Origin of the sequence: Ruminiclostridium herbifermentans, assembly GCF_005473905.2 — a bacterium.
Taxonomy (GTDB): Bacteria; Bacillota; Clostridia; order Acetivibrionales; family DSM-1351; genus Ruminiclostridium; species Ruminiclostridium herbifermentans.
Genome location: NZ_CP061336.1, coordinates 3366763 through 3390031, shown reverse-complemented (window position 1 = coordinate 3390031; position 23269 = coordinate 3366763). Strand labels below are relative to the sequence as shown.

Below are 23269 nucleotides of genomic sequence, written 5' to 3'. Positions count from 1 at the left end.
TAAATATGGATTTAGATTCATTAATATTTGAGCAGCTGGGTGATACTGACAATGCAAGTGATATGATAAAAGAAGAAACTACAAAGGATATTGCTGTTATTGGAATAGCTGCAAGGCTTCCTATGGCTGAAAATATTGAAATGTTTTGGAATAACTTGATAGAAGGAAGAGATTGCGTTGACTATTTTCCAAAATCAAGACAAAAGGATGCAGATGTTTTTGCAGAACTGGTTGGAATCAATAAGCAGAGCAAGGAATACAATGTTGGAGCCTATTTTGAAGATATAGACAAATTTGATTACAGCTTTTTTAGAATTTCGCCTAAGGAAGCTAGTTTGATGAGTCCAGAACAAAGAATATTTCTTGAAACTGTATGGAAGGCTGTTGAAGATGCAGGATATGGAAATGGAAAACTTAAAGGCAGCTGTACAGGTGTATATTTTGGATACAGTGCAGATGCTTTATTTGATTATAAAAGGCTTATAGAAAAAGTCAATCCTGAATTGCTAATTGATGCACTCCCGGGAAATCTTTCTTCTATAATTCCAAGCAGGATTTCTTATTTGCTTGATTTGAAAGGACCTTCAATATGTGTTGATACTGCTTGTTCATCATCTCTGGTAGCGGTACATATGGCGTGTAAAGCATTAAGAAGTAAGGAATGCGATGTCGCAATAGCTGGAAGTGTAAAAATAAACATACTTCCAGTAAAAAGCAGCAAAAAGCTTGGAATTGAATCCTCTGACGGAAGAGCTAGAACATTTGATGACAGCGCAGACGGAACAGGTATGGGTGAAGGGGTTGCTGCAGTTATTTTAAAACCACTACACAGGGCACTTCGGGATGGTGATAATATATACGCAGTAATAAAAGGTACAGTTGCAAATCAGGACGGTAACTGTATTGGTATTACTGCGCCCAATGCACAAGCTCAGAGAGACGTAATTATTGCGGCATTGGAGGATGCAGGGATAGATGCTGAAACAGTATCCTACATAGAAGCTCATGGAACAGGTACTGAACTAGGTGATCCTATAGAAATAGATGGGATAACAAAAGCATTCAGAAAGTATACTGATAAAAAGCAATTTTGTGCTATTGGTTCTGTTAAAACCAATATTGGACATCTTGATTGTGCTTCCGGCATTATTGGACTTATTAAATCAGTACTATCTCTTAAATATAAAAAATTGCCTCCAAGTCTGCATTTTGAGAGACCTAACAGAAAAATTGATTTTGAAGAGTCACCTGTATATGTTAATAATAAGCTTTCAGATTGGAATAATGATTTTCCAAGAAGATGTGGGGTAAGCGCTTTTGGCTTGAGTGGAACAAACTGTCATATTATCCTTGAAGAAGCTCCGCAAAATGACAGCTATGAGAAAACAGAAGAGATTGGATCAAATATTTTAACTTTATCAGCGAAAAATGAAAATTCTCTAAAACAGTTGGTAATTAAGTACAATGAGTTTATTAAAGAAAATACTGCTATTAATCTTAGTGATATGTGCTATAGTGCAAACACTGGAAGATGGCACTATAATATAAGACTAGCCATTGTATTTGACAATAAGGAGGAACTGACAGCAGCGTTAAATAAGCTTATTAACGAAGGGCTTAAAACTTATGCTGAAAATGGAATTTATTTTTCAGAAAAAGCAACAGAGCAAAAATCTGAACATTTAGCTTTTGATGAAGTGGCTGCAGCTTCAACTATCGAAGCTTTAAATAATACGTCTATAATGGACAGAAGTGTTTTAAATAATTTATGTAAAGAATACGTAAGCGGTAATGAGATAGACTTTAGCTTGATTTATAAAAACATCACTGTTAATAGAATAAGACTGCCAGAATACCCCTTTGAGAGAAAAAGGTGTTGGATTAATGTACCTGAAAACAGCAGTATTGCTGACACAGACACAATAATTCAAGCTATGAAGCGGGATTCAAAATTAATGGAGCAGATAAAGAAATTAATTGACAGTCAAAAGGGTGAGAGGGAAGAAATATTCACAGAGTACACTAAGGAAAATGCTGAGGGCTTTGCAGATGAAAAAAGCTTCAAGCTGCTGGGAAAAGAAGATGGCATATACTCTGATACTGAGATATTAATGGGAAATATATGGTGCAAAGCTTTAGGATATGATGAAATTGATATTAATGATGATTTTTATGAATTAGGTGGAGATTCAATAATTGCCATTCAAATTGCAAATGAATACAAGAAAATCACTGGATTCAAAATTGATGTAGAAAATATTATGGAGCACTACACTATTTCATCACTTGCTGCTTTTGTGGACAGTAATGATAATAAGAGTCATGAAACTCAATTGCCAAGCATTGTAAGAGTTGAGGAAAGAGATTATTATCCTCTTTCTTCTGCCCAAAAAAGAATGTACGTAATAAATAAATTCGAAGGAATTGGAAACAGCTATAATATGCCAATGGCTATATCTATAGAAGGAAGTCTCAATATCGGCAGGCTCAAATGTGCTGTAAAAGAAATTGTTAATAGGCATGATGCTTTCAGAATGTCTTTCCATATCAGAGATAATACACCTGTGATGATAGTAGATAAAGAGGTTGATTTTGAAATAGATGAACTTGAATGTAGTGATCCTGATCAGCTTCCGTCACTTCTCAAGTCCTTTGTAAAACCTTTTGACCTGCAGAAGGCACCGCTTTTTAGAAGCAAAATTATAAAAATAAATGATATGAAGCATGTATTATTTGTTGATATGCATCATATTGTAACAGACGGAATGTCTTCTGTTATATTTGACAAGGAATTAGTGCAGCTTTATCTTGGCAAAGAATTAAAAGAACCTGATGTTCAGTATGCTGATTATGCTGTATGGCAAAATATGCAATTAAATTCAGATAATATGAAAAAGCAGGAAGAATATTGGCTCAAAAAGTTTGAGGGAGAAATACCAGTACTTGAGCTGCCAACAGATTTTCAGAGACCTTCTATACAGAGTTTTGAAGGAGATAGGGTTATTTTTGAGGCCGACAACGACTTAAGCGAAAGAATTCTGAAACTCGCTGAAAAAACAGGAACAACCTTATACATGGTTCTTATGAGTGTATATAAGATATTGCTTTCAAAGTATACGGGTCAGGATGAAATTATTGTAGCTTCTCCTATAACAGATAGAAAAATGGAGGAACTACAGAATGTTATTGGTATGTTTGTAAATACAGTTGTATTATGGAGTAATCCAAGTTCAGAAAAAACATTTGTACAATATTTACAAGAAGTAAAGCAGATTGCTCTTGAGGCTTTTGCAAACAGTGATTATCCTTTTGAAGACCTAATTAATAAAATTAATATAAAACGAGATATGAGCAGAACACCTCTGTTTGACACTATGCTTACTCTGCAGAATACTGAAAAGCTGAAGCTGGAGGCAGAGGGACTTAAATTTGGACAGATAGGGTTTGAAAACAATATATCTAAATTTGATTTAAACCTAAATATATCAGTTCAAGATTTTGAGGACGGTAAGAAAGTTGAGAATAGTAAGAAAATTATATTTGACATGGAATACTGTACAAAACTATTTAGAAGAGAAACTGTTGAAAGGCTTGTAAAGCATTTTATAAATATTTTTGATATAGTTACAAAGAATCCTGATATTTTTATTAAAGACATAAACATGATGTCAGAAAATGAGCAGAAGTTACTGATATCAACGTTTAATAACACTAGCTTTGAATATCCAAAGAATACTGTTATACATAAATTATTAGAAGAAAATGCGATAAAAAATCCTGATGGAATTGCAGTTGAGATTGGTGAGAAAAAGATTAGCTACTATGAGTTAAACAGAAGGGCTGACTGCATTGCAAAAATTCTAAGAGAGAAGGGAATAAATAAAGAAGATATTGTTGCAATAAGTACACATAGATCATTAGAACTAATCATTGGAATTATGGGGATATTGAAATCAGGAGCAGCATATCTTCCTATGGATCCCATAAATCCAGATGGGAGAATAGAATATATGATTAAGGACAGCGGGGCAAAAATGATATTAACGCTGTCAGAATATTTGGATAGGCTGGAAAAACTTCAAATAGGAATAGATATTATTAATCTTGAAGAACAAGAGTTGTATATAGATAATAGTGAAAAACTAGATGTAAGTGTTGATCCTTCAAATGCTGCATATGTAATTTATACCTCAGGTTCAACTGGTAAGCCAAAGGGAGTAATAGTAGAACATCACTCTTTGATGAATTTCTTGTTCTGTATAAATAATACCTTTGATACTATTATTTGCTCAAAAGACAAAGGATTAAGCCTCACAAGTATTTCTTTTGATGTCAGCGTATGTGAACTTTTCCTTCCTTTAGCCTTTGGGGCTACATTGGTGCTATTTGATGAGTTGATGGTTTCTGATATTAGAAGCTTATGCAGAACACTTATTGAAAAAGAAATAACCTTTGCTTACATTCCACCTACAATACTTTGGGAGGTTTCACAGCAGCTTATGAAAAATAAGGATAGTGTGAAACTTAACAAAATGCTGGTAGGTGTTGAGGGAATAAAAGATTATGTTCTGGAGGAATTTATAAAGCTTAATCCGGAAATTAGTATTATAAACGGCTATGGGCCAACTGAAGACACTATTTGTGCAACATTCTACAAGTACAAATCACACCATCCTGTGGGCAAAAATGTTCCTATTGGTAAGCCGCTTGCAAATACAAGGATTTATATTTTGGATAAGGACAATAATATAGTACCCACAGGAGTTATTGGAGAACTTTGTATTTCAGGAGATGGACTTGCAAGAGGGTATCTCAACAGCCCTGAGATGACAGCTGAAAAGTTTGTCTTAAATCCATTTTATTCAAATAATGAATGCCATATGGACAGCAATAATGACCAACACCTTAACGGTCAATGCACAAGCGAAATATACAAACGTATGTACAGAACAGGTGACCTTGCAAAATGGCTTCCAGATGGAAATATAGAATTTTCAGGGAGAAAAGATTACCAGGTTAAAATTAGAGGTTATAGAATTGAACTTGGAGAAATAGAAAGCTGTCTATTAAAGCATGAACAGGTTAAAGATGTAGTTGTTACTGTAAGAGAGGATAATAACGGATTGAAGAGTTTAACTGCATATATTGTTTCAGATAGTCAACCAGATATAAGTGAACTAAAAAAACATTTAAGCAGAGAACTTCCTGACTATATGGTTCCTTCATTTTTCGTAATGCTAGATAGTATTCCTATGACAGCTAATGGGAAAGTTGACAGAAATGCGCTTCCTGAACCAGACAGAACAGTTGGAACAGGCACTCAATATATTGCGCCTGCAAATATCACAGAAGAGAAGTTGGTATCACTTTGGCAAGATATATTGGCCCTAGACAAAGTGGGAGTAAATGACCGTTTCTTTGACCTTGGAGGAGATTCTATTAAGGCAATACAGGTTGTTTCCTTTGTCAACCAAGAGTTTAATATGGATTTACCTGCAAGCAAGCTGTATAGTAATCCTACAGTGAGAGAGATAGCTGAGTTTATTGATGAATACACAGAAAATGTAAGCATAACCGAAAAAACTGAAGAATCGGAACAAGATAAGATTGTTGATATTTCGGATGAGATGCAGCAGCTTGACATACAGATAGATGAAACATCTGATGTGGACACTAAAAATAAAAGTCTTGTTTGTGGCAAGCGAGATGGATATCCCGTATCAATGGAACATGAGATTATATTGCAAAGAGAATTTACCACATATCTCCATAGGAGTTTACCTCTTTGTGCAATACTGCCATATGAAAAATACAAGCCATGGTTTTATAGTAGTTTTATACAGATTTTTGGGTTTATTGATAGAAGTGGAGGTCTGTTTATTGACTTTATGGAACCATGCAGATGTCCTATTGAAGTAATGCATGTGGTCAATTTGGCGTATCATTTACTAAAACATCATAGGGAAAATATTATTGACTTTATTGTAGATAAGATAAATTTAGGCTATTGCCTAACAATATTTGTTGATGAATACTATCTCCCTAATAAATGGGCATACAAGAAGCAACACTTTGTACATTCATCTATGATTTATGGCTATGACAACGAAAAGAAACAACTTAAAGCAATTGGTTTTGACCAGAATATGATTTTCCAAAGAATAGTATTTGATTATGATGAATTTCAAGAAGCATATGAAAGTGGTAAGATTCACTATAAGGAAACAGCACCATGGTGTGAGTTGTCTGCTATTTCACTTATAAGGCAAAATAATTTTGATGAGGAGTTCCCATTTAGTAATGCGTACTTCTTAAGTGAAATAAGGGATTATCTTTTATCAAAAGGTGATTACAGAAGGCTATACGCATTTATGTATTCAGATCACCATGCTGTTTTTGGAATGAAGGTGTATGATGCGGCAATTCAAAATCTTAAAAACCTATTTATAGGTAAGGCAACTATAGATTATAGAGCAATGCATTTTATTTGGGAACACAAAAAGGGTATATATGATAGAATTGCTTATGTGATTTCTAGAAACAATTTAACAGGGGAAATTACCCGACTGCACAAGGAGTACTTAAAGGTTGTTGAACTATCAAATAATTTACGCTTGAAAAGCTTAGAATTAGAAAATAGTAACATTAGAACTGAGGGATTATCAGAAAATCTCAAAAATCTCATTGAAAATATATTGCAATTGGTAGAAGAACTCAAGAATGCTGACTTTGACATATTATCTAGAATATATAAACAATTAGTACTTGATTTAAATATAGAAGAAGAAATGCAAATAAATAAAGCACTTGATATTTGTGTGAATGAGGCATACGTATATTCAAAACAGGTTATAGAATCTTCTGAAGGTTTATTACTGAATGAGAGTTCAGAATTAAATGCAAAAGACCAATTAACTGATAATTCTTTACAAGTGCAAAAAAAGAATATGGAGATAGAATACATGAGTCATATTGGTACTAATAATTCAAATATCTCACTATTTAATAAAAGTACTGAATATCCTCAGATGCTAGAACTAAAGGTTGAAATGCAGACAGATATTACTACCTACCTGCATAGGAGTTTACCACTTTGTGTTGTTCTTGCTTATGACAAATATCTGCCATGGTACTACAGCAGATTTATACAGGTTTTCTCATATACTGATGATAATGGCGTTTCAGAAATTAATTATCTAGAACCTCGTGATTGCAGCAGTGAGATTATGGAGATGGTTTGTCTAGGATATCATTTACTTGATAAAGTGGATAATATAATTGATTTTATTATAGAAAAGATTAATATGGGCTTCTATCTCATAATTAGTGTAGATGAGTATTACCTTTCAAACAAATGGGCATACAACAAAACCCATTTTGTGCATTCGTCTTTGATTTATGGGTATGATAACGAAACTGAAGAACTTAAGGCAATAGGCTTTAATAAGGATATGTTTTTTACAATGATGACCTTTGAGTATGCTCAGTTTTTAGAAGCTTATAATAATGGTAAAATACATTATAAAGAATCTAGTCCTTGGTGTGATACCTCTGCAATACAAATAGTAAGGCCTAATAGCTTTGAAGCTGAATACCCCTTTAGCAATGAAAGATTTATGAGGGAACTAAGCAGCTATATTTTCTCTGTAGGAGACGGAGATAGATTATATACCTTTGAATACTCCAGCAGTAGAGTTGTTTACGGAATAAAGGTATATGATGTACTATTAAAAGATTTAGAAAGTCTTTTACAGGGTAAGAATGTTATTGATTACAGAGGAATTCACTTATTAGCAGAGCATAAAAAAGGCATATATAAAAGACTTGAATACATTATATCAAAAAATAAGCTTACTGGTGATATTATAAGGTTAAAGGAGTCTTATCTTGAAGTTGTTAGCCTAGCAAATTCTATTAGACTTGTTTGCTTGGAGTTTTCCTATAAAAATCTTGATATCACAAATAACAAAAACTCAATATTAGATTTTATAGAAATGGTTAAAAAGCTAAAGGCTACAGAATATGACATACTGCTGCAAATATACAGACAATTAGAGTTGGATCTGAAGAGGGAGAATGTTAAAATAGAATACGAGTTATAATGTCAACTTTACCACATAGAAGTCTAAACACTCTTAGATTTTTATGTGGTAAAATTGAGTTAAATAATATATTTCGTATTTATGTTTAATATATTATTTGATTATTGCTGAACTCAGCATACAACTTTTGGAGTTAATTGATTATGTGAATATTGCCACATACCTGAAGTTGTTACTATGTTATAAGAAATTTCATAGTTTAATGAGATTAGCATAACTCATAAACACAACATAATGTTATTTATAGTGCAATAATTCAATTGAAACATTTGGAGGAGACATAATTTTAATGGGAAAAATATTAGTTTTAGCTGAAAAACCATCTGTCGCAAGGGACTTAGCTAAGGTTCTAAATTGTAATCAGAATTCTAACGGCTATATAATGGGGTCTAAATATATCGTAACATGGGCTTTAGGACATTTAGTAACTCTTGCTGACCCTGAGGCTTATGGAAATAAGTATAAGTCATGGAATATTGAAGATTTGCCAATGCTCCCAAATAAAATGGAGCTTGTTGTTATAAAGCAAACAGCAAAGCAGTTTGGCATTGTGAAAGGACTTTTAAACAGAGCAGATGTTGACCAGCTTGTAATAGCTACAGATGCAGGGCGAGAAGGTGAACTTGTCGCAAGATGGATTATTATGAAAGCAGGATTTAAGAAGCCAATTAAACGTCTTTGGATTTCATCACAGACAGATAAGGCAATTAAAGAAGGATTTGCCAATCTAAAGCCAGCAAAGGATTATGACAATCTTTTTTATTCGGCCCAAAGCAGGTCTGAAGCTGATTGGCTGGTAGGCTTAAATGTAACAAGAGCTCTTACTTGTAAATATAATGCACAGCTGTCGGCAGGAAGAGTTCAGACACCAACTCTTGCAATGATAGTGGCTCGAGAAGAGGAGATAAAGAGATTTGTTCCTAAGGATTTTTGGAGTGTACAGGCTCAATTTAATGGGTTTACAGTACAGTGGCAGGATAAAGTAACAAATCAAACAAGAACCTTCAGTAAGGAGCAGGCTGACAGTATAATTCAAAAGATAACTGGACAAGTGGGTGAGATAATAGAGGTTAAAAAGGAATTAAAAAAGGAACTTTCACCTCTTGCATATGATTTGACTGAACTACAAAGGGATGCAAACAGAAGATACTCATACTCTGCAAAGCAAACCCTAAATATTATGCAAAAGCTATACGAGACTCATAAGCTTGTAACATATCCTAGAACAGACTCTCGTTACATTACTACTGATATAGTTCCGACGCTGACTGAAAGGCTGAAGAGCATAGCGATAGGGCCATATGCTAAGCCTGTTCAGAACATTTTAAAAAACAGAATAAATGTGACCAACCGTTTTGTCGATAACAGCAAGGTTACAGACCATCATGCAATTATTCCTACAGAGCAGTTTGTAAACTTATCTGCTTTAAGTTCAGAAGAGAGAAATATATATGATTTAATAGTAAAAAGATTTATTTCAGTATTAAGTCCAGCCTTTGAATATGAGCAGACCACAGTTAAACTAAATGTAAATGGAGAAAGCTTTACTGCACGGGGGAAAATTGTAAAGTCCTGGGGCTGGAAATCTGTTTATGAAGGCTTTGGGAAAGTAGATGAAGATAATGAGGAAGAGGACAATAATCAGTCCTTGCCTGAAGTTCAAAAGGGGCAGAAGGCAAAGATTATTTCTCCTAAAGCAGTTAATGGAAAGACTAAGCCTCCAGCAAGGTATACAGAAGCTACACTGTTATCTGCTATGGAGCATCCAGGCAAGTTTGTAGAAAACAAAGCACTTAAGGAAACTTTAGAAAATACAAGTGGATTGGGAACTCCAGCAACAAGAGCTGATATTATAGAAAAGCTGTTTAATACCTTCTACATTGAGAGAAGAGGAAAGGAAATTTATCCAACTTCTAAAGGAATTCAGCTTATAGGTTTGGTTCCAAACGATTTAAAATCTCCTGAACTGACAGCCAAGTGGGAGCAGCAGCTTTCTCTGATTAGTAAAGGCAAGGTAAACCCTAGTACATTTATAGGTGAAATGAAGAACTATGCTACAAAGCTGGTTTCGGCTGTTATAGCTAGTTCTGAGCAGTTCAGGCATGATAATGTAACTAGAGAGAAGTGCCCTGAGTGTGGCAAATATATGCTTGATGTAAACGGCAAAAAAGGTAAGATGCTCCTTTGCCCTGATAGAGAGTGTGGATACAGAAAAACTGTAACTGTTATTTCTAATGCAAGATGCCCAGAATGCCATAAAAAGATGGAAATAAGGGGAGAGGGCGAGAAAAAGTCCTTCTATTGTGTATGTGGTTATAGAGAAAAGCTGGACGCCTTCAAACAACGCAAGGGCGAACAGGTTAATAAAAAGGAAGTAGCTCAATTTTTAAAGCAGCAAGATACTAAAGAGTCAATTAATTCCGCACTTGCTGATGCGTTGGCAAAGTGGGGCAAATGATTTTAGCAGTATTAAATGGAATAAAATTTCATAGTTTTTTAATGATGTAAAAGGCTTCTCAATTGTAAAAATTGAGGGCCTTTATTATTGTAATAATACCACATTTTCTATTTGTAATTACGTAAGCGTCAAACCAATGGACACCTACACATGATAGTATTGGGATGATAAACTGAGCCCAAGGGGGTATGAGTATATGGGCTCAGTTAAACGAACTAATGAGGAATGGATTAAATTATATGAACAGCAACGCATGAGTGGTCAAACACTGAAAGCGTGGTGTGCAGAGAATAATATTAATCTTTCTACAATGTCAGATAAGATTAGTAGGTTAAAGAAAGCTGGTCTTCTTTCTGAGCAAAATTCTCGTCGGAATAGAAAAACAAAGGTTGAAACTAAATGGGCAGAAGTGACATCCTTAGCAACAGATACTGAAATACAAGTAGAAATTAACGGCTTTACAGTTATTGTACCTGTAGACTTTAATGAAGCGGCATTTATACGTGTCTGCAAGGTGTTGAAACTATGTTAAATACAAGAGACAAACGAATATATCTTGCCTGTGGATATACAGATATGCGTAAGTCAATAAACGGACTAGCGGCAATAGTCGAAGGTAGTTTTAGACTTGATCCGTTTGGTAGGGCGCTATTTGTATTTTGTAATCGTAATCGAGATAGATTAAAAATTTTAGAATGGGATGGGGATGGCTTTTGGCTGCACTTTAAGCGATTGGAAAAAGGGCATTTCAAATGGCCATTAGCAGGAGATGAGCAAACTATGATGCTTACATCTGAAGAAATGGAATACTTGTTAGGAAGTCCACGTCTCACACAAAAGTTAAAGCGACAGGAAATAAGAGCAAACACCGCTATATAAAAACAGAGTAAAACAGCTGAAACTATGGATTTTCATGGATTTTCATGATATAATAGGAACATGAAAAACGATGAAAAAATTACAATTTCAAAATCTGAATACATATCAATGAAAGAACAAATTGCAGAGCTTTCAAAGAAAGTAGACTGGTATAAACTGTCAAGGAAAAATGTATAAAAAGTATTAAATAATTATGTACAACTATTCTCCTTGCTTCATATGATCCTTTAATCTGTATGACTTTCCAGATATAGATATTACATGTGCATGGTGCAATACCCTGTCAAGTATTGCATTGGCTACAACTGCGTCATAGAATACACCATCCCATTCGTTGAAATTCATGTTTGTTGTAAGAATGGTACTTTTTCTCTCATATCTCATATCTATAAGCTGAAAAAACATATTAGAATCTTCTTTATCAATGGGTAAGTAGCCAAGTTCATCAATGATAAGTAGTCTGTAATGGCAGAAGTGTCTGAGTCTTACATCAAGTCTGTTTTCCAGTTTTGCTTTCTTTAGTTGCTGCAATAAATCATGACATTTGATAAAATATGTGCTAGTACGTTTCTTTGCTGCAGCTATTCCTATTGATGTTGCCAGATGAGTCTTTCCAACACCACTTGGACCAAGAAATACTATATTCTCATTTCTTTCAAGAAAACCAAGCGTGCAAAGTTCTTGTATTTCTTGCTGATTTACTGACGGCTGAAAATTGAAATCATAATCTTTCAATTCCTTTACAAAAGGAAATGCTGCTGCTTTAATCATAGATCTAGATGCTTTGGCCTCCTTAAAATCAACTTCGTAATTACTAAGTCTCAGTAGTCCTTCTGTAAACGAAAGATTGTTGGATGTCACAAAATTAGATATTTCATCAAGATGAATTACCATTTGCCCAAGGCCAAGAATCTCCATATTCCTGCATAACTGTTTGTATGTACTGTTATTCATAACTGTATACTTCTCCTATAACCTGTAAGTTTTCTTTTGCCCGCTCATTTATATTTTCTTCCTTAAATGCATGCGATTTTCTTGCTATAGCAGTATAGTGTTCATTAAGGTAATTAAGTTTCTTTTTACTAAGGGTATGGATAGTTATTAATTCTATGTTATAATAAACATGTATGTAACCATCATACACTTGTAAAGTAAGAGTTTTTCCAACGTATTCTGGTGGTACAGAATACTGGCATCCATTATGGTTGAACATGCTGGATGAATTAACTTTTACTTTATGTGGAGTTATTTGATAAGGCTTTCTTATGGTATAGGCTGGTAAGCTTCCTAAGAAAGCTTTTTCCTTGTTGAAATACATTAATGGAATACGACCTGTACCTTGATTTACCTGCATGTTTACTCTGTTATTTATTCGTGTGACCAACTCATTAAGTTCCTTGTAATCAAGTTTTCCATTGTAGGCTCTTATCTCATCAAGTAGTTTCATTGGTGCTTCTACTTTGGCTTTTGTTCTTGGTCTTCCTGCAATACAAGGGTGCACCTTAAAACCATAATCATCCGCAAACTGCTTAAATTTTATATTTATTTTCCCTTCTGTATACTCTGTTCTTGGCTCATCCATAACTGTTTTCATATTATCGGTGACAATCACACTTGGAACACCTCCAAACGTGTTAAACGCATCATCAAGGAATGAAAATAATATATCCTGTGTTTTTGATAGAGATACCCTGTACACTCTAAAACGTGAATATGACAGCAATAATACAAATATGTTTACTTCTATTATTTCACCTGTTGAAAGAGTAAATCGTATAGACTCTTTCCAGTCTAGTTGTGCTTGTTGACCCATTCCTGTTTCATAACGTATGGTTACGTTATTTGCGTTTGAAGGTCTGCTTTTTTTGAAATATGAGTCTAGTTCAGGATATTTTCTTAGATAGTAGCAGAAATTCACATAAGACCCTTCATAAGAATGATTGTCTACTAGGTATTGCCATAAAACTCTTCTGTAATAAAATATCTGCTGGCTGTTATCAGATAGAAGCTCTGCAATAATGTCATAGTAAGCAGTGATACAATTCACGCATTCTCTGGATTTGGCCTTATGAAAGCCATTAATGTATTTATCAACTGTACGCCTATCGACATCAAGTTCCCTTGCGATCTGGCTTTTATTAACTTTCAATGTTGTATCCTCCATAAATGGTTTTAACTTATAAAGATCCTTGACAGTTTGAATATTTAAATCTGTTATGATACTACTTTTGATAATCATTAGGGTACCTCCTTTTGTACCCTGTAATCATACCATTTGTACATTTTTATTTAATATTATTTGTACATTATTAATTATAACTTTATAGACTGGTTTATGGAACAGGTGCGCCTTGCAAAACATCATCAATTTGGTGCTTCCAGTGAAAAAAGCCAATACGACCAAATCAACCTATTTAATGAAGCTGAAGCAACTGCAGATGAAGCAAAGGCAGAGCCAGAGCTTGTAGAAATAGAACGCCATTACCGCAAAAAAGCAAAAGAAAATGCCGATAGACTTCCACCGGATTTGCCTGTGGAAGTGGTTGAGCATACTCTTCCGAAGGATAAACAAAAATGTCCAGAATGTGGCGAGGCTCTACATATTATGGGTAAGGATGTCCGACGTGAATTAAAGCTGATACCTGCAAAAGCAGTTATTGTAGAACATGTTAGGTATACATATGCTTGCCGAGATTGTGAAAAAAATGCTTGTGGGGTTCCAATCCTTAAAGCACCTGTAGACAATCCCGTTATTAAGGGCAGTTTTGCATCACCAGAAGCTGTAGCACAAATAATGACACAAAAGTTTGTTATGGGAGCACCTCTGTACCGACAAGAGCAGGATTTTCGTAGAAATGGAATATATTTATCACGGCAAACCATGTCAAACTGGCTGCTCAAATGTTCCGAGGATTGGCTGGAGCCAGTATATAACGCATTACGAGAAATACTCTGTACACGCGAAGTACTTCACGCTGATGAGACTACGCTTCAAGTACTACACGAACCTGAAAAGACAGCTCAAAACAAGAGTTATATGTGGATGTATAGGACAAGTGGTGAAGAACAGCATCCTATTGTGTTATATGAATACCAACCAGATAGACGAGCCAAGCATCCTGCAGAATTCCTCAAAGGTTTCCGCGGATATCTTCATGCCGATGGATACAAAGGATATCACAATTTGCCTGAGGGAATTACAGTTGTGGGATGTTGGGCACACGCAAGACGCAAATGGGACGAAGCACTCAAAGTCCTTCCAACAAAAGATAGGGAAAACTCTGCAGCCCTCCAAGGTAAGAGGTACTGCGATGGACTGTTTGATATTGAGTGCAGTTTACAAAAATTAAACTCGAATGAGCGCTTTCAAAAACGTCAGGAACTGGCAAAGCCTTTGATTGACGAATTTTTTGCGTGGCTAAAATCTTTAAATCCTGCACCCAAAACCAGTTTGGGACAGGCAGTTCATTATATGATTAAACAACGTAGATATCTGGAGCGTTATCTTCTTGACGGCAGACTAGAAATTAGCAACAACCGTGCTGAGCGTTCCATCAAGCCGTTTGTGATAGACAGAAAAAACTTCCTTTTTGCAAATACACCTCGTGGGGCCAAGGCAAGTGCTGTAATTTTCAGTATCATAGAGACCGCAAAAGAGAACGGCTTAAATCCTTATGCTTATCTTGTGTATATTTTCAAAAATGCTCCCAATTGGGATATTCACAATAATATTAATGCACTTGAACTTTTACTTCCATCTAACGTGCCAGAATCATGTAATAGTGCTGCTCGATAGGTTTTGTCAAGGTGCTTTTCTATTTGACGCTTACACATATAGACTAATTATGTGTGAAAGTTAATTATTATATTAAAAAATTATTAAATTATACTGACATATATTGTTATGATAGGTCGAATGCTTTATATTTATAATAGAACGAGGCAAAAAAATGTCTTCTGTTTCTTGATGCTAGGTATTATAACGAGGCAAGAAAAAGAGTTTGTACTTTTAAAAGCAATGTGTAACATATTTGTCTTAAGAAGGTGAGAAATTTCTAGCCTCATTGAAATACCGCTAATAAAATAAAATTTTTCTAAAATCGAAAAATTTCATATTGATACTAGGTATTTTAACGAGGCAAGAAAAAGTGAATGTACTTCTAAAAGTAGCGTGTAACAAATTTGCCTTAAAATGGTGAGAAATTTTTAGCCTTATTGAAATACCGCTAAATGTAATGGCTCGAAAATAAAGTATGTACGAATAAGATATATTTTCCAGACACAAACACCATAAGTGGATTGGGCGATGTATAAATTTTGTATATCGAAAAATTTCATTTTGAGCTAGTTATTTAATAAAGTATAAAAAGAAATGTCTTTTTGAGTATTAACATAGATTAGCCTGTTTTTATAATAATTCCCTTGTCTTTCCTAGTAGTAACTAGTTGAAAACTGTAGGCTTGAATACCGTTTGACTTTATGCAGGAAAGTTATAAGCAATTATTGTAAGCGGAAAGGAAGATACATATGAATAAAAAAATTGGAGCAATTTGTGTTTTGCTGGTTGTACTGATGATTTTCCCCATTATTGGTAGCAAGGTATTCATTGATAAACCATATGAGGGTAATGTTTCAAATGCACAGGATATGCAGTTAAATGAGGATTTACGAGGTGTATGGATTGCCTCTGTTAGTAACATTAATTTTCCATCAAAGCCAGGCCTGACTGCAGAAGAACAAATGAAGGAACTGGATAAAATTATTGAAAATACAGAGTATATGGGGCTTAATGCCATATTTTTTCAAGTTCGTCCAACGGGTGATGCATTATACAAATCATCAATTTACCCATGGTCTTCATATTTAACAGGTCAACAAGGAAAAGCAAATGACAAAGATTTTGATCCTTTAGCCTACATTATCGAGCAGGGGCACAAAAAAGGTATCCAGATTCATGCTTGGATTAATCCTTTGAGGCTTTCAATGGGTACAACAAGTAAACCTGACAAAGATTTAAAGGTATTGTCAGCTAACCATCCTGCAAAAAAAATACCTAATGCTGTGGTTACAGCACATACTGGTCAGCTATACTTAGATCCCGGATATCCAGAAGCAATTAAGCTTATTACTGATGGAATTGCCGAAATTGTAAAAAACTATGATGTTGATGGTATTCATTTTGATGACTACTTCTATCCGTCAAAGACTGAGGCAAAAAATAATGAGGACTTTAAAGACGATGAGACATATAAAAAGTACAAAGGCAATTTTAAAAATAAGGATGACTGGCGAAGAAACAATATAGACACCCTTGTTAAGAATTCATATGAAACAGTAAAAAGCATAAAACCAGAGGTTCAATTTGGTATAAGTCCTTTTGCAATATGGTCAAATAAAGATAGAAATCCTGAAGGCTCAGATACACAAGGTGGTATTTCTACATATTATGACTATTATGCAGATTCAAGGAAATGGGTTAAAGAAGAATATCTGGATTACATAGCACCTCAAATATATTGGAACATAGGATTTAAAGTAGCAGATTATTCTGTGCTATTAGATTGGTGGAAAAATGTATGCAGCGGAACAAATGTTAAATTGTATGTGGGACATGCCGCATACAAAATAAATGATACAACACAAGCAAATGAATGGCTTGATCCATTACAAATACCAAAGCAAATTGCATTAAATAGAGAAAGCAATGCTGTTAGCGGCAGTATATTTTATGGATATGCAAAGCTTGCAGCTAATAGCTTGGGCATAAAAGATAAGCTTCATGGAATTTATGTAGCGGGAAGAGATCCTGGCAGCAATGTTCCTGAGGATAGACAGCTAATTATATCTCAGCCTTCAAATGGTTATGAAACTTCAGCTTCAAAGGTTAGTATTCTTGGAAGTGGAGATCCGAACCAGCCCATATATTTAGAGGATACCGAAATAGAAACTTCCGAAGATGGTTATCTTACTGTATTTGTAGATTTGAAGAACGGTGAGAATAGCTTTGTTTTCAAGCATAAGGGAAAAGAGACTGTGCTGAAAATAATAAAGAAGGGAACAACAGCAGCACCTTATAAAATGACAAAGCCGGAATTTAAGCCAAATTCCTTTTCACCTACTCAAGCTATGACAATGAAAACTGGTCAGAAGGTAACCTTCTCTTGTGAAGCACCAAAAGGTTCAAAGGTGTGGGTTGAGATTGGAACATATAAGGTTAATTTGACAAGCGTGGAAGGTGCAAACAATTCTGACGCATCAAGCAACAAGATAGATAAAAATGAATTGACACCTGTAAAGTACACGGGTACCTTTGAATTTCCAGCAGTAAAGGGAAATCAAAGGGTTTTAAGTCTTGGAAAACCAGTATTTGTTCTTGATTACAATGGAAAAAAGGTAACAAAATCGCTGAGCAACATAATTAGTGTACAATCTTCAAAGTATCAAAAATATGCAGTTGTAAATACGAAGGAAACAGAAGTACCAGCCCGTTCAGGTCCAGCTTCATCGTATTCTAGAGTAACTCCACTAATAAATGGTGCCTCTGACTATGTTGTGGGTCAACAAAATAACTTTTATTTATTGAAGAGTGGTGTGTGGGTAGCAGCAAGCGATGTAAAAATTGTAAATGATAAAGCATTAAAGACTAATACTATATCATCGATTAAAGTAAAAGCTAATAGCAATTATACGGATATTGCATTTAAAATGCCTGTAAATACTGTATTTGACGTGTCAGCACAATCAGGAACTGTTACATTGACATTGTTTAATACTAAAGGTATAAAAGTTAGTGCAGCTGCTCCTAGTAGTTCTATTTATTCGTCAGTTATTTGTCAAAACATATCTGGCAATGCAGTTTATACATTTAAGCTGAAAGCAGCAGACAAATATTTTGGGTATTATGCACAGTATAAAAATGGTGAACTGGTATTTTCACTTAAAAATGCCCCTAAAATTGACAAGAACAGCAGCAAGCCTCTTACAGGCTTGAAGGTACTGCTTGATGCAGGGCATGGAGGAAATGAGTCAGGTGCTGTTGGGCCATTAGGAAATCGTGGACTTTATGAAAAAGATATAAACTTATCTATTGCATTAAATACAAGAAAATATTTAAAAGCACTTGGGGCAACGGTTATAATGACTAGAACAAGTGATACTACTGTAAGCCTAACAGAAAGAGCAAATTTAATTAGAAAAGAAAAACCAGATATTGCAGTTTCAATACACAATAATTCTATGGATGTGACAGCTGATTATTCAAAGCATAAGGGCTTTTTAACGCTTTATTCACAAGCAGGCTCTAAGGCAACAGCTGGTTTTATACAGGAAGAAATGGTAAGAGAATTGGGCAGAGAGAACGATGGTTACAGATGGCAGAGCCTGTCAGTATGTATACCAACACAGGCTCCTGCAATACTTGTAGAATGTGGCTTTATGTCAAATCCTTCTGAGTATGAATGGCTTGTAAATTACGAAAATCAAGTGAATATTGCAAACTCACTTGGTAAAGCCATAGAAAATTGGGCTATAAAGAATGCACGATGAAGCAGGGATGCTGAATGTGAGCGACGGTAAAATTAACTATTATGAACCAATACTAATTCAACAAATATCTTGTGAGTAACCCATTTAGATAAGTACGTACGGAAGTACCTAAGTCAATACTATAATCTCACCCTACACTGTTGATGAAATAATTAGCACATATATCTGAATAACTAATTTAAACCATGTCAATAATTTCTACTGACATGGTTTTTTTACGTTTACTTATTATTTAAAAGCAGATTTCCTTATTAGACATATTATACGAAGGAGGGCTAAAGCCTGTGCTGATATTTTTCGGTATTCTTATTTAAAAAGGAATGTGAGGCACGGATATAAATATGATAAAAGTTGGTATACCAAGGGGACTATATTACTATAAGTACTCTAAACTTTGGGAAACATTTTTTAGTGAATTAGGAGCAGAAGTGATTCTGTCTGATAAAACAAACAAAAACTTATTGACTGATGGAGCAAATACATGTATTTCTGAGGCATGTCTTCCTATAAAGATTTATTTCGGACATGTTATGAATCTTGTAGGTAAAGTTGATATTATCTTTATGCCAAGATTTACAAGTATTTCTAAAAAGCAATATATTTGTCCTGAGATTTGCGGAGTACCTGACATGATTAAAAACTCAACAAAGTCGCTGCCTAGAATTATTGATACAGAAATTAACCTACGAGAGTCAAATAAGAATTCTTGGTTGGCAGCTCTTCGTATAGGTGAGTTTATAACCCGTGACAGACGGAAAATTAAAAATGCTTACAAAAAAGCACTTGAAGCATATCGTTTTGAAAGACAAATCTTAAAATCAGGTGTCTTAACTGACGAATTTATGCAGGACAACGTAACTTTAAGAATGATAAAAAAAAGAAGTACCCAATTTACTGTCGCTGTTTTAGGACACTGCTATACAGTCTATGACAGCTATATAAATATGGAACTTATAAATAAGCTAAGAGGCTATGGATTTGGGGTAGTTACATTGGATATGCTTGATTACCTTGAGTCAAAGTTAAGGTGTAAGGAATTGGATAAAATGCTCTTTTGGGACTATGGTACAAGAGCATATGGAGGTGTTTCACAATTAATTGAAAGTGGGCAAGTAGATGGAATATTGGTACTTACATCATTTGGCTGCGGAGTAGATAGCTTTGTGGATGAACTGGTAGAGAAAAAAGTTAGAATGGAGAGTGATATACCATTTATGAAGCTTGTGCTGGATGAACATTCAGCTGAGGCAGGTTTTTGTACAAGGCTTGAGGCTTTTGTAGACATGATTATTAGGAGGAAAACGCATGATTTTTACATTTCCACATCTAGGTAATACATATATTGTAGCTAAAGCATTTCTGGATGATTTTAATGCTCAATATATCATACCGCCTTTTAATACTAATAAAACATTAGAAATAGGTTCAAAGTATTGTTCAGAAGCTAATTGTCTTCCTTTTAAGCTATTTGTTGGAAATATGCTTCAAGCATCGGAACTAGGAGCAGATGCCATGCTTATTACAGGCGGCTGTGGTCCATGTAAGCTGGGCTATTTTGGGGAAATGCTCCAAAAAACTGCTGATGATATTGGAATAAATATGGAACTAATTACATTAGAGGTTCCAGATCAAGGACTAAAGGAACTTAATGCAAGAGTAAGGAAAATTAGTGGAAACACAAGCTTTGTTAATGTTGTAAAGGTTGCTAATTCAGCTAAAAATGTTGCTATTAAAATAGATAATTTAGAAAGACTTATGAGGATAAAAAGAGCTAGAGAACGTGAAAAAGGAAGTGTTGATTTAATATATAGAGCTTTTAAAAATGATATTATGAAGATTAAAGGCTCAAAGAATATACTAGAGTATATTAAGCTAACGGAAAATAAACTGAATGATATAAAGTTAAATGAGAATGCCAACCCATTAAAAATAGCTGTTGTTGGAGAGATTTATACAACAATTGAACCTTATGCAAATTTTGAATTGGAGAGAATCCTTGGGAACATGGGCATTGAGGTTGAAAGAAAAGTAACTGTTAGTGATTGGATTGTAAATGATATGTTTAGAAAAGGTCTTCATCTTCCACGGGATTCAAGTTATGTAAAAGCCTCGAAAGCATATCTTGGAAGGATGGTAGGCGGACATACTCAGCATACAATAGGGAACTCCGTAATTCATGCACAAGAAGGTTATGATGGAATTATACACTTATATCCCTTGGGATGTATGCCTGAAATAGTTTCGCAGGCAATACTTCCAGCAATTGAGGAGGATCATCAAATTCCAATTATGACAATTATAAGAGATGAAATGACAGGAGAAGCTGGTTTTGTAACAAGGTTAGAGGCATTCGTTGATTTGCTAAAAAAGAGAAGAGGAGAAAATATTGATGGGCAAAGTAAACTGTTATATGGGTATTGATGTGGGTTCAGTCAGCACAAATATAACACTGATTGATGAACAGGAAAATGTAATTGAAAAACTTTATTTAAGAACAGAGGGGCAGCCAATTGAGTCAATAAGAGCTGGGCTTAAGGACATTTATAAAAGAATGGGTATGTATGTTTCCATATGCGGAGTTGGAACAACAGGCAGCGGAAGGCAGTTAGCTGCGGCAATTATCGGTGCAGATGTAGTAAAGAATGAAATTACCGCTCATGCAATAGCTTCACAAAAGGTTATACCTGATGTAAGAACAATTATTGAAATTGGAGGTCAGGATTCCAAAATTATTTTGCTGAAAAACAAAATAGTATATGATTTCGCCATGAATACAGTCTGTGCTGCAGGTACAGGTTCATTTCTTGATAGACAAGCCTCACGAATAGGTATATCTATAGAAGATTTTGGTCATTATGCATTAAAATCTCAAATACCTGTTCGAATTGCAGGAAGATGTGCTGTTTTTGCAGAAAGTGATATGATACATAAACAGCAAATGGGATATTTGAGAGAGGATATTATCAGAGGACTGTGTGATGCTTTAGTTAGAAACTATCTGGCTAATTTGGCTAACGGTAAAAAACTGGAGGCACCAATAGTATTTCAGGGTGGTGTGGCAGCTAATATTGGTATTGTAAAGGCATTTGAGAAAGCTTTAGGGCTTGAAATAATTATCCCAAAGCATTTTGATGTCATGGGTGCATACGGAGTAGCATTACTGGCAAAAGAACAGATGCAGTACAGAGCAGGTAAATCAAAGTTTAACGGCTTTGATAAATTAAATGGGGATTATACAGCAGTAAGTAGGGAATGTTCAGGATGTTCTAATTGCTGTGAGATAGTTCAAATTTCATTAAATAATAGTCCTGTTGTATGCTGGGGAGATAAGTGCGGTAAGTGGAGCGGACAGCAGGGCGATAATATATCGAAAAGTGAGGAATTCACTATTTAGAATACAAATCAAATATCGCTTAGTCTATTTATGCAGGAAGCTTACAATGGTTTTGTTGTATATAATTGTATGAAGTAGTATTGGTGTCTACCAACTAATTCATACAATTTTTTTTACCAACCTTCCATTATTAGTAAAAGCATTTTTTGCTATAAAATAGCTGATGAAAGCATATAGAGACTATTGAAATGTAAACTATTCAAGCAATAGTGAAAAATGATGTTTTAAAAGTAAAACATAATATGTAAATAAGTAAATTATATACAAATGTACAGAAGGAAAAATATCTTCAATTGTTGAATAATACTGTGTTCTTGACAAATAAGTTTAAAGCATATTTGAACATATAAATAGATTTTTTATTCAATCATTTAGCTATTTCTAGTTATATAGCTTATTTTAATGCAAAGATATCATATTGAGTATAAATAATTTAATTGATTTTATATTCTATGCTAACTCTTCAAAAGCGTAAAACATTAGTGAAAGCCTATGTTTTTTATATATTTCTAAGCTTAAAATTTTCAACAAAGTAATTTTCGATAAGTATTTTTCAATAAAGTAATAAAGATTTTCAATAAATATAAAATTTCAATAAATAAAATTTTCATATATAAATTAACGACTCAACTTTCACAGTTGATTTGTAGGTGCTTAAGCTTATCAAATGAAAGGCTAACTAATTTTATTAAATAAGTTAGTTTATTTGTCAGTAAGACATCGGTAGTTTAAGAATAGCTTGAATTTTTATTCGAAAGCTTAGTTATTAAAGTGTATTTAAAAGATATAGAAAGAAAGTAAATTGGAAGTAATGCAAAAATGTGTTGCTATTGCACTGCTAAGTATGGTGTAAAGGTACTTTAAAGTCAATTATATTTGAAAGCTTTGACT

The 23269-nt window shown here is 34.3% G+C and carries 11 protein-coding genes; 9 read left to right on the top strand and 2 right to left on the bottom strand.

Annotated features, from left to right (window positions below; translation table 11 throughout):
* Positions 1-5 precede the first annotated feature (5 nt).
* From EHE19_RS13695 to tnpB, 4 genes are all read left to right on the top strand, one after another.
* The gene (locus EHE19_RS13695) at positions 6-8102 is read left to right on the top strand and encodes a non-ribosomal peptide synthetase (RefSeq protein ID WP_137696681.1); all 8097 of its coding nucleotides are present in this window, start codon (positions 6-8) and stop codon (positions 8100-8102) included.
* 289 nt (positions 8103-8391) lie between these two features.
* Complete coding sequence (locus tag EHE19_RS13690; RefSeq protein WP_137696680.1) at positions 8392-10560, top strand: DNA topoisomerase III; 2169 nt, start codon at positions 8392-8394, stop codon at positions 10558-10560.
* A gap of 196 nt (positions 10561-10756) precedes the next feature.
* Positions 10757-11092: an IS66 family insertion sequence element accessory protein TnpA gene (gene tnpA / locus EHE19_RS13685; protein WP_190530278.1), complete on the top strand. Its 336-nt coding sequence runs from the start codon at positions 10757-10759 to the stop codon at positions 11090-11092.
* Entirely contained in the window at positions 11086-11439 is a 354-nt protein-coding gene (gene tnpB / locus EHE19_RS13680; RefSeq protein ID WP_137699309.1) for an IS66 family insertion sequence element accessory protein TnpB, read from the top strand. Before tnpA ends, tnpB begins: the two co-directional genes overlap by 7 nt.
* A gap of 201 nt (positions 11440-11640) precedes the next feature.
* Here the strand turns inward: tnpB and istB are convergent, their stop codons facing one another.
* Together istB and istA are read right to left on the bottom strand one after the other, a co-directional pair.
* Positions 11641-12393, bottom strand: coding sequence for an IS21-like element helper ATPase IstB (gene istB, locus EHE19_RS13675; protein WP_190530324.1), 753 nt, complete (start codon positions 12391-12393; stop codon positions 11641-11643).
* Entirely contained in the window at positions 12386-13678 is a 1293-nt protein-coding gene (gene istA / locus EHE19_RS13670; RefSeq protein ID WP_190530322.1) for an IS21 family transposase, read from the bottom strand. The genes istB and istA overlap by 8 nt, the downstream gene beginning before the upstream one ends.
* Before the next feature lie 96 nt (positions 13679-13774).
* Here istA and tnpC point away from each other — a divergent pair, with 96 nt between their 5' ends.
* The 5 genes from tnpC (at position 13775) to EHE19_RS13645 (ending at position 22378) form a co-directional block, all read left to right on the top strand.
* Positions 13775-15235, top strand: a complete 1461-nt coding sequence (gene tnpC / locus EHE19_RS13665; protein ID WP_190530320.1) for an IS66 family transposase — start codon at positions 13775-13777, stop codon at positions 15233-15235.
* A 731-nt stretch (positions 15236-15966) separates the two neighbouring features.
* Positions 15967-18984 (top strand): N-acetylmuramoyl-L-alanine amidase, encoded by a 3018-nt coding sequence (locus EHE19_RS13660; RefSeq protein WP_137698850.1) that lies wholly within the window; start codon positions 15967-15969, stop codon positions 18982-18984.
* Positions 18985-19325: 341 nt separating this feature from the next.
* Positions 19326-20318 (top strand): acyl-CoA dehydratase activase-related protein, encoded by a 993-nt coding sequence (locus EHE19_RS13655; RefSeq protein ID WP_137698849.1) that lies wholly within the window; start codon positions 19326-19328, stop codon positions 20316-20318.
* Positions 20290-21405 (top strand): CoA protein activase, encoded by a 1116-nt coding sequence (locus EHE19_RS13650; RefSeq protein ID WP_137698848.1) that lies wholly within the window; start codon positions 20290-20292, stop codon positions 21403-21405. Before EHE19_RS13655 ends, EHE19_RS13650 begins: the two co-directional genes overlap by 29 nt.
* Positions 21374-22378, top strand: a complete 1005-nt coding sequence (locus EHE19_RS13645; RefSeq protein WP_137698847.1) for an acyl-CoA dehydratase activase — start codon at positions 21374-21376, stop codon at positions 22376-22378. Before EHE19_RS13650 ends, EHE19_RS13645 begins: the two co-directional genes overlap by 32 nt.
* Positions 22379-23269: the final 891 nt, after the last annotated feature.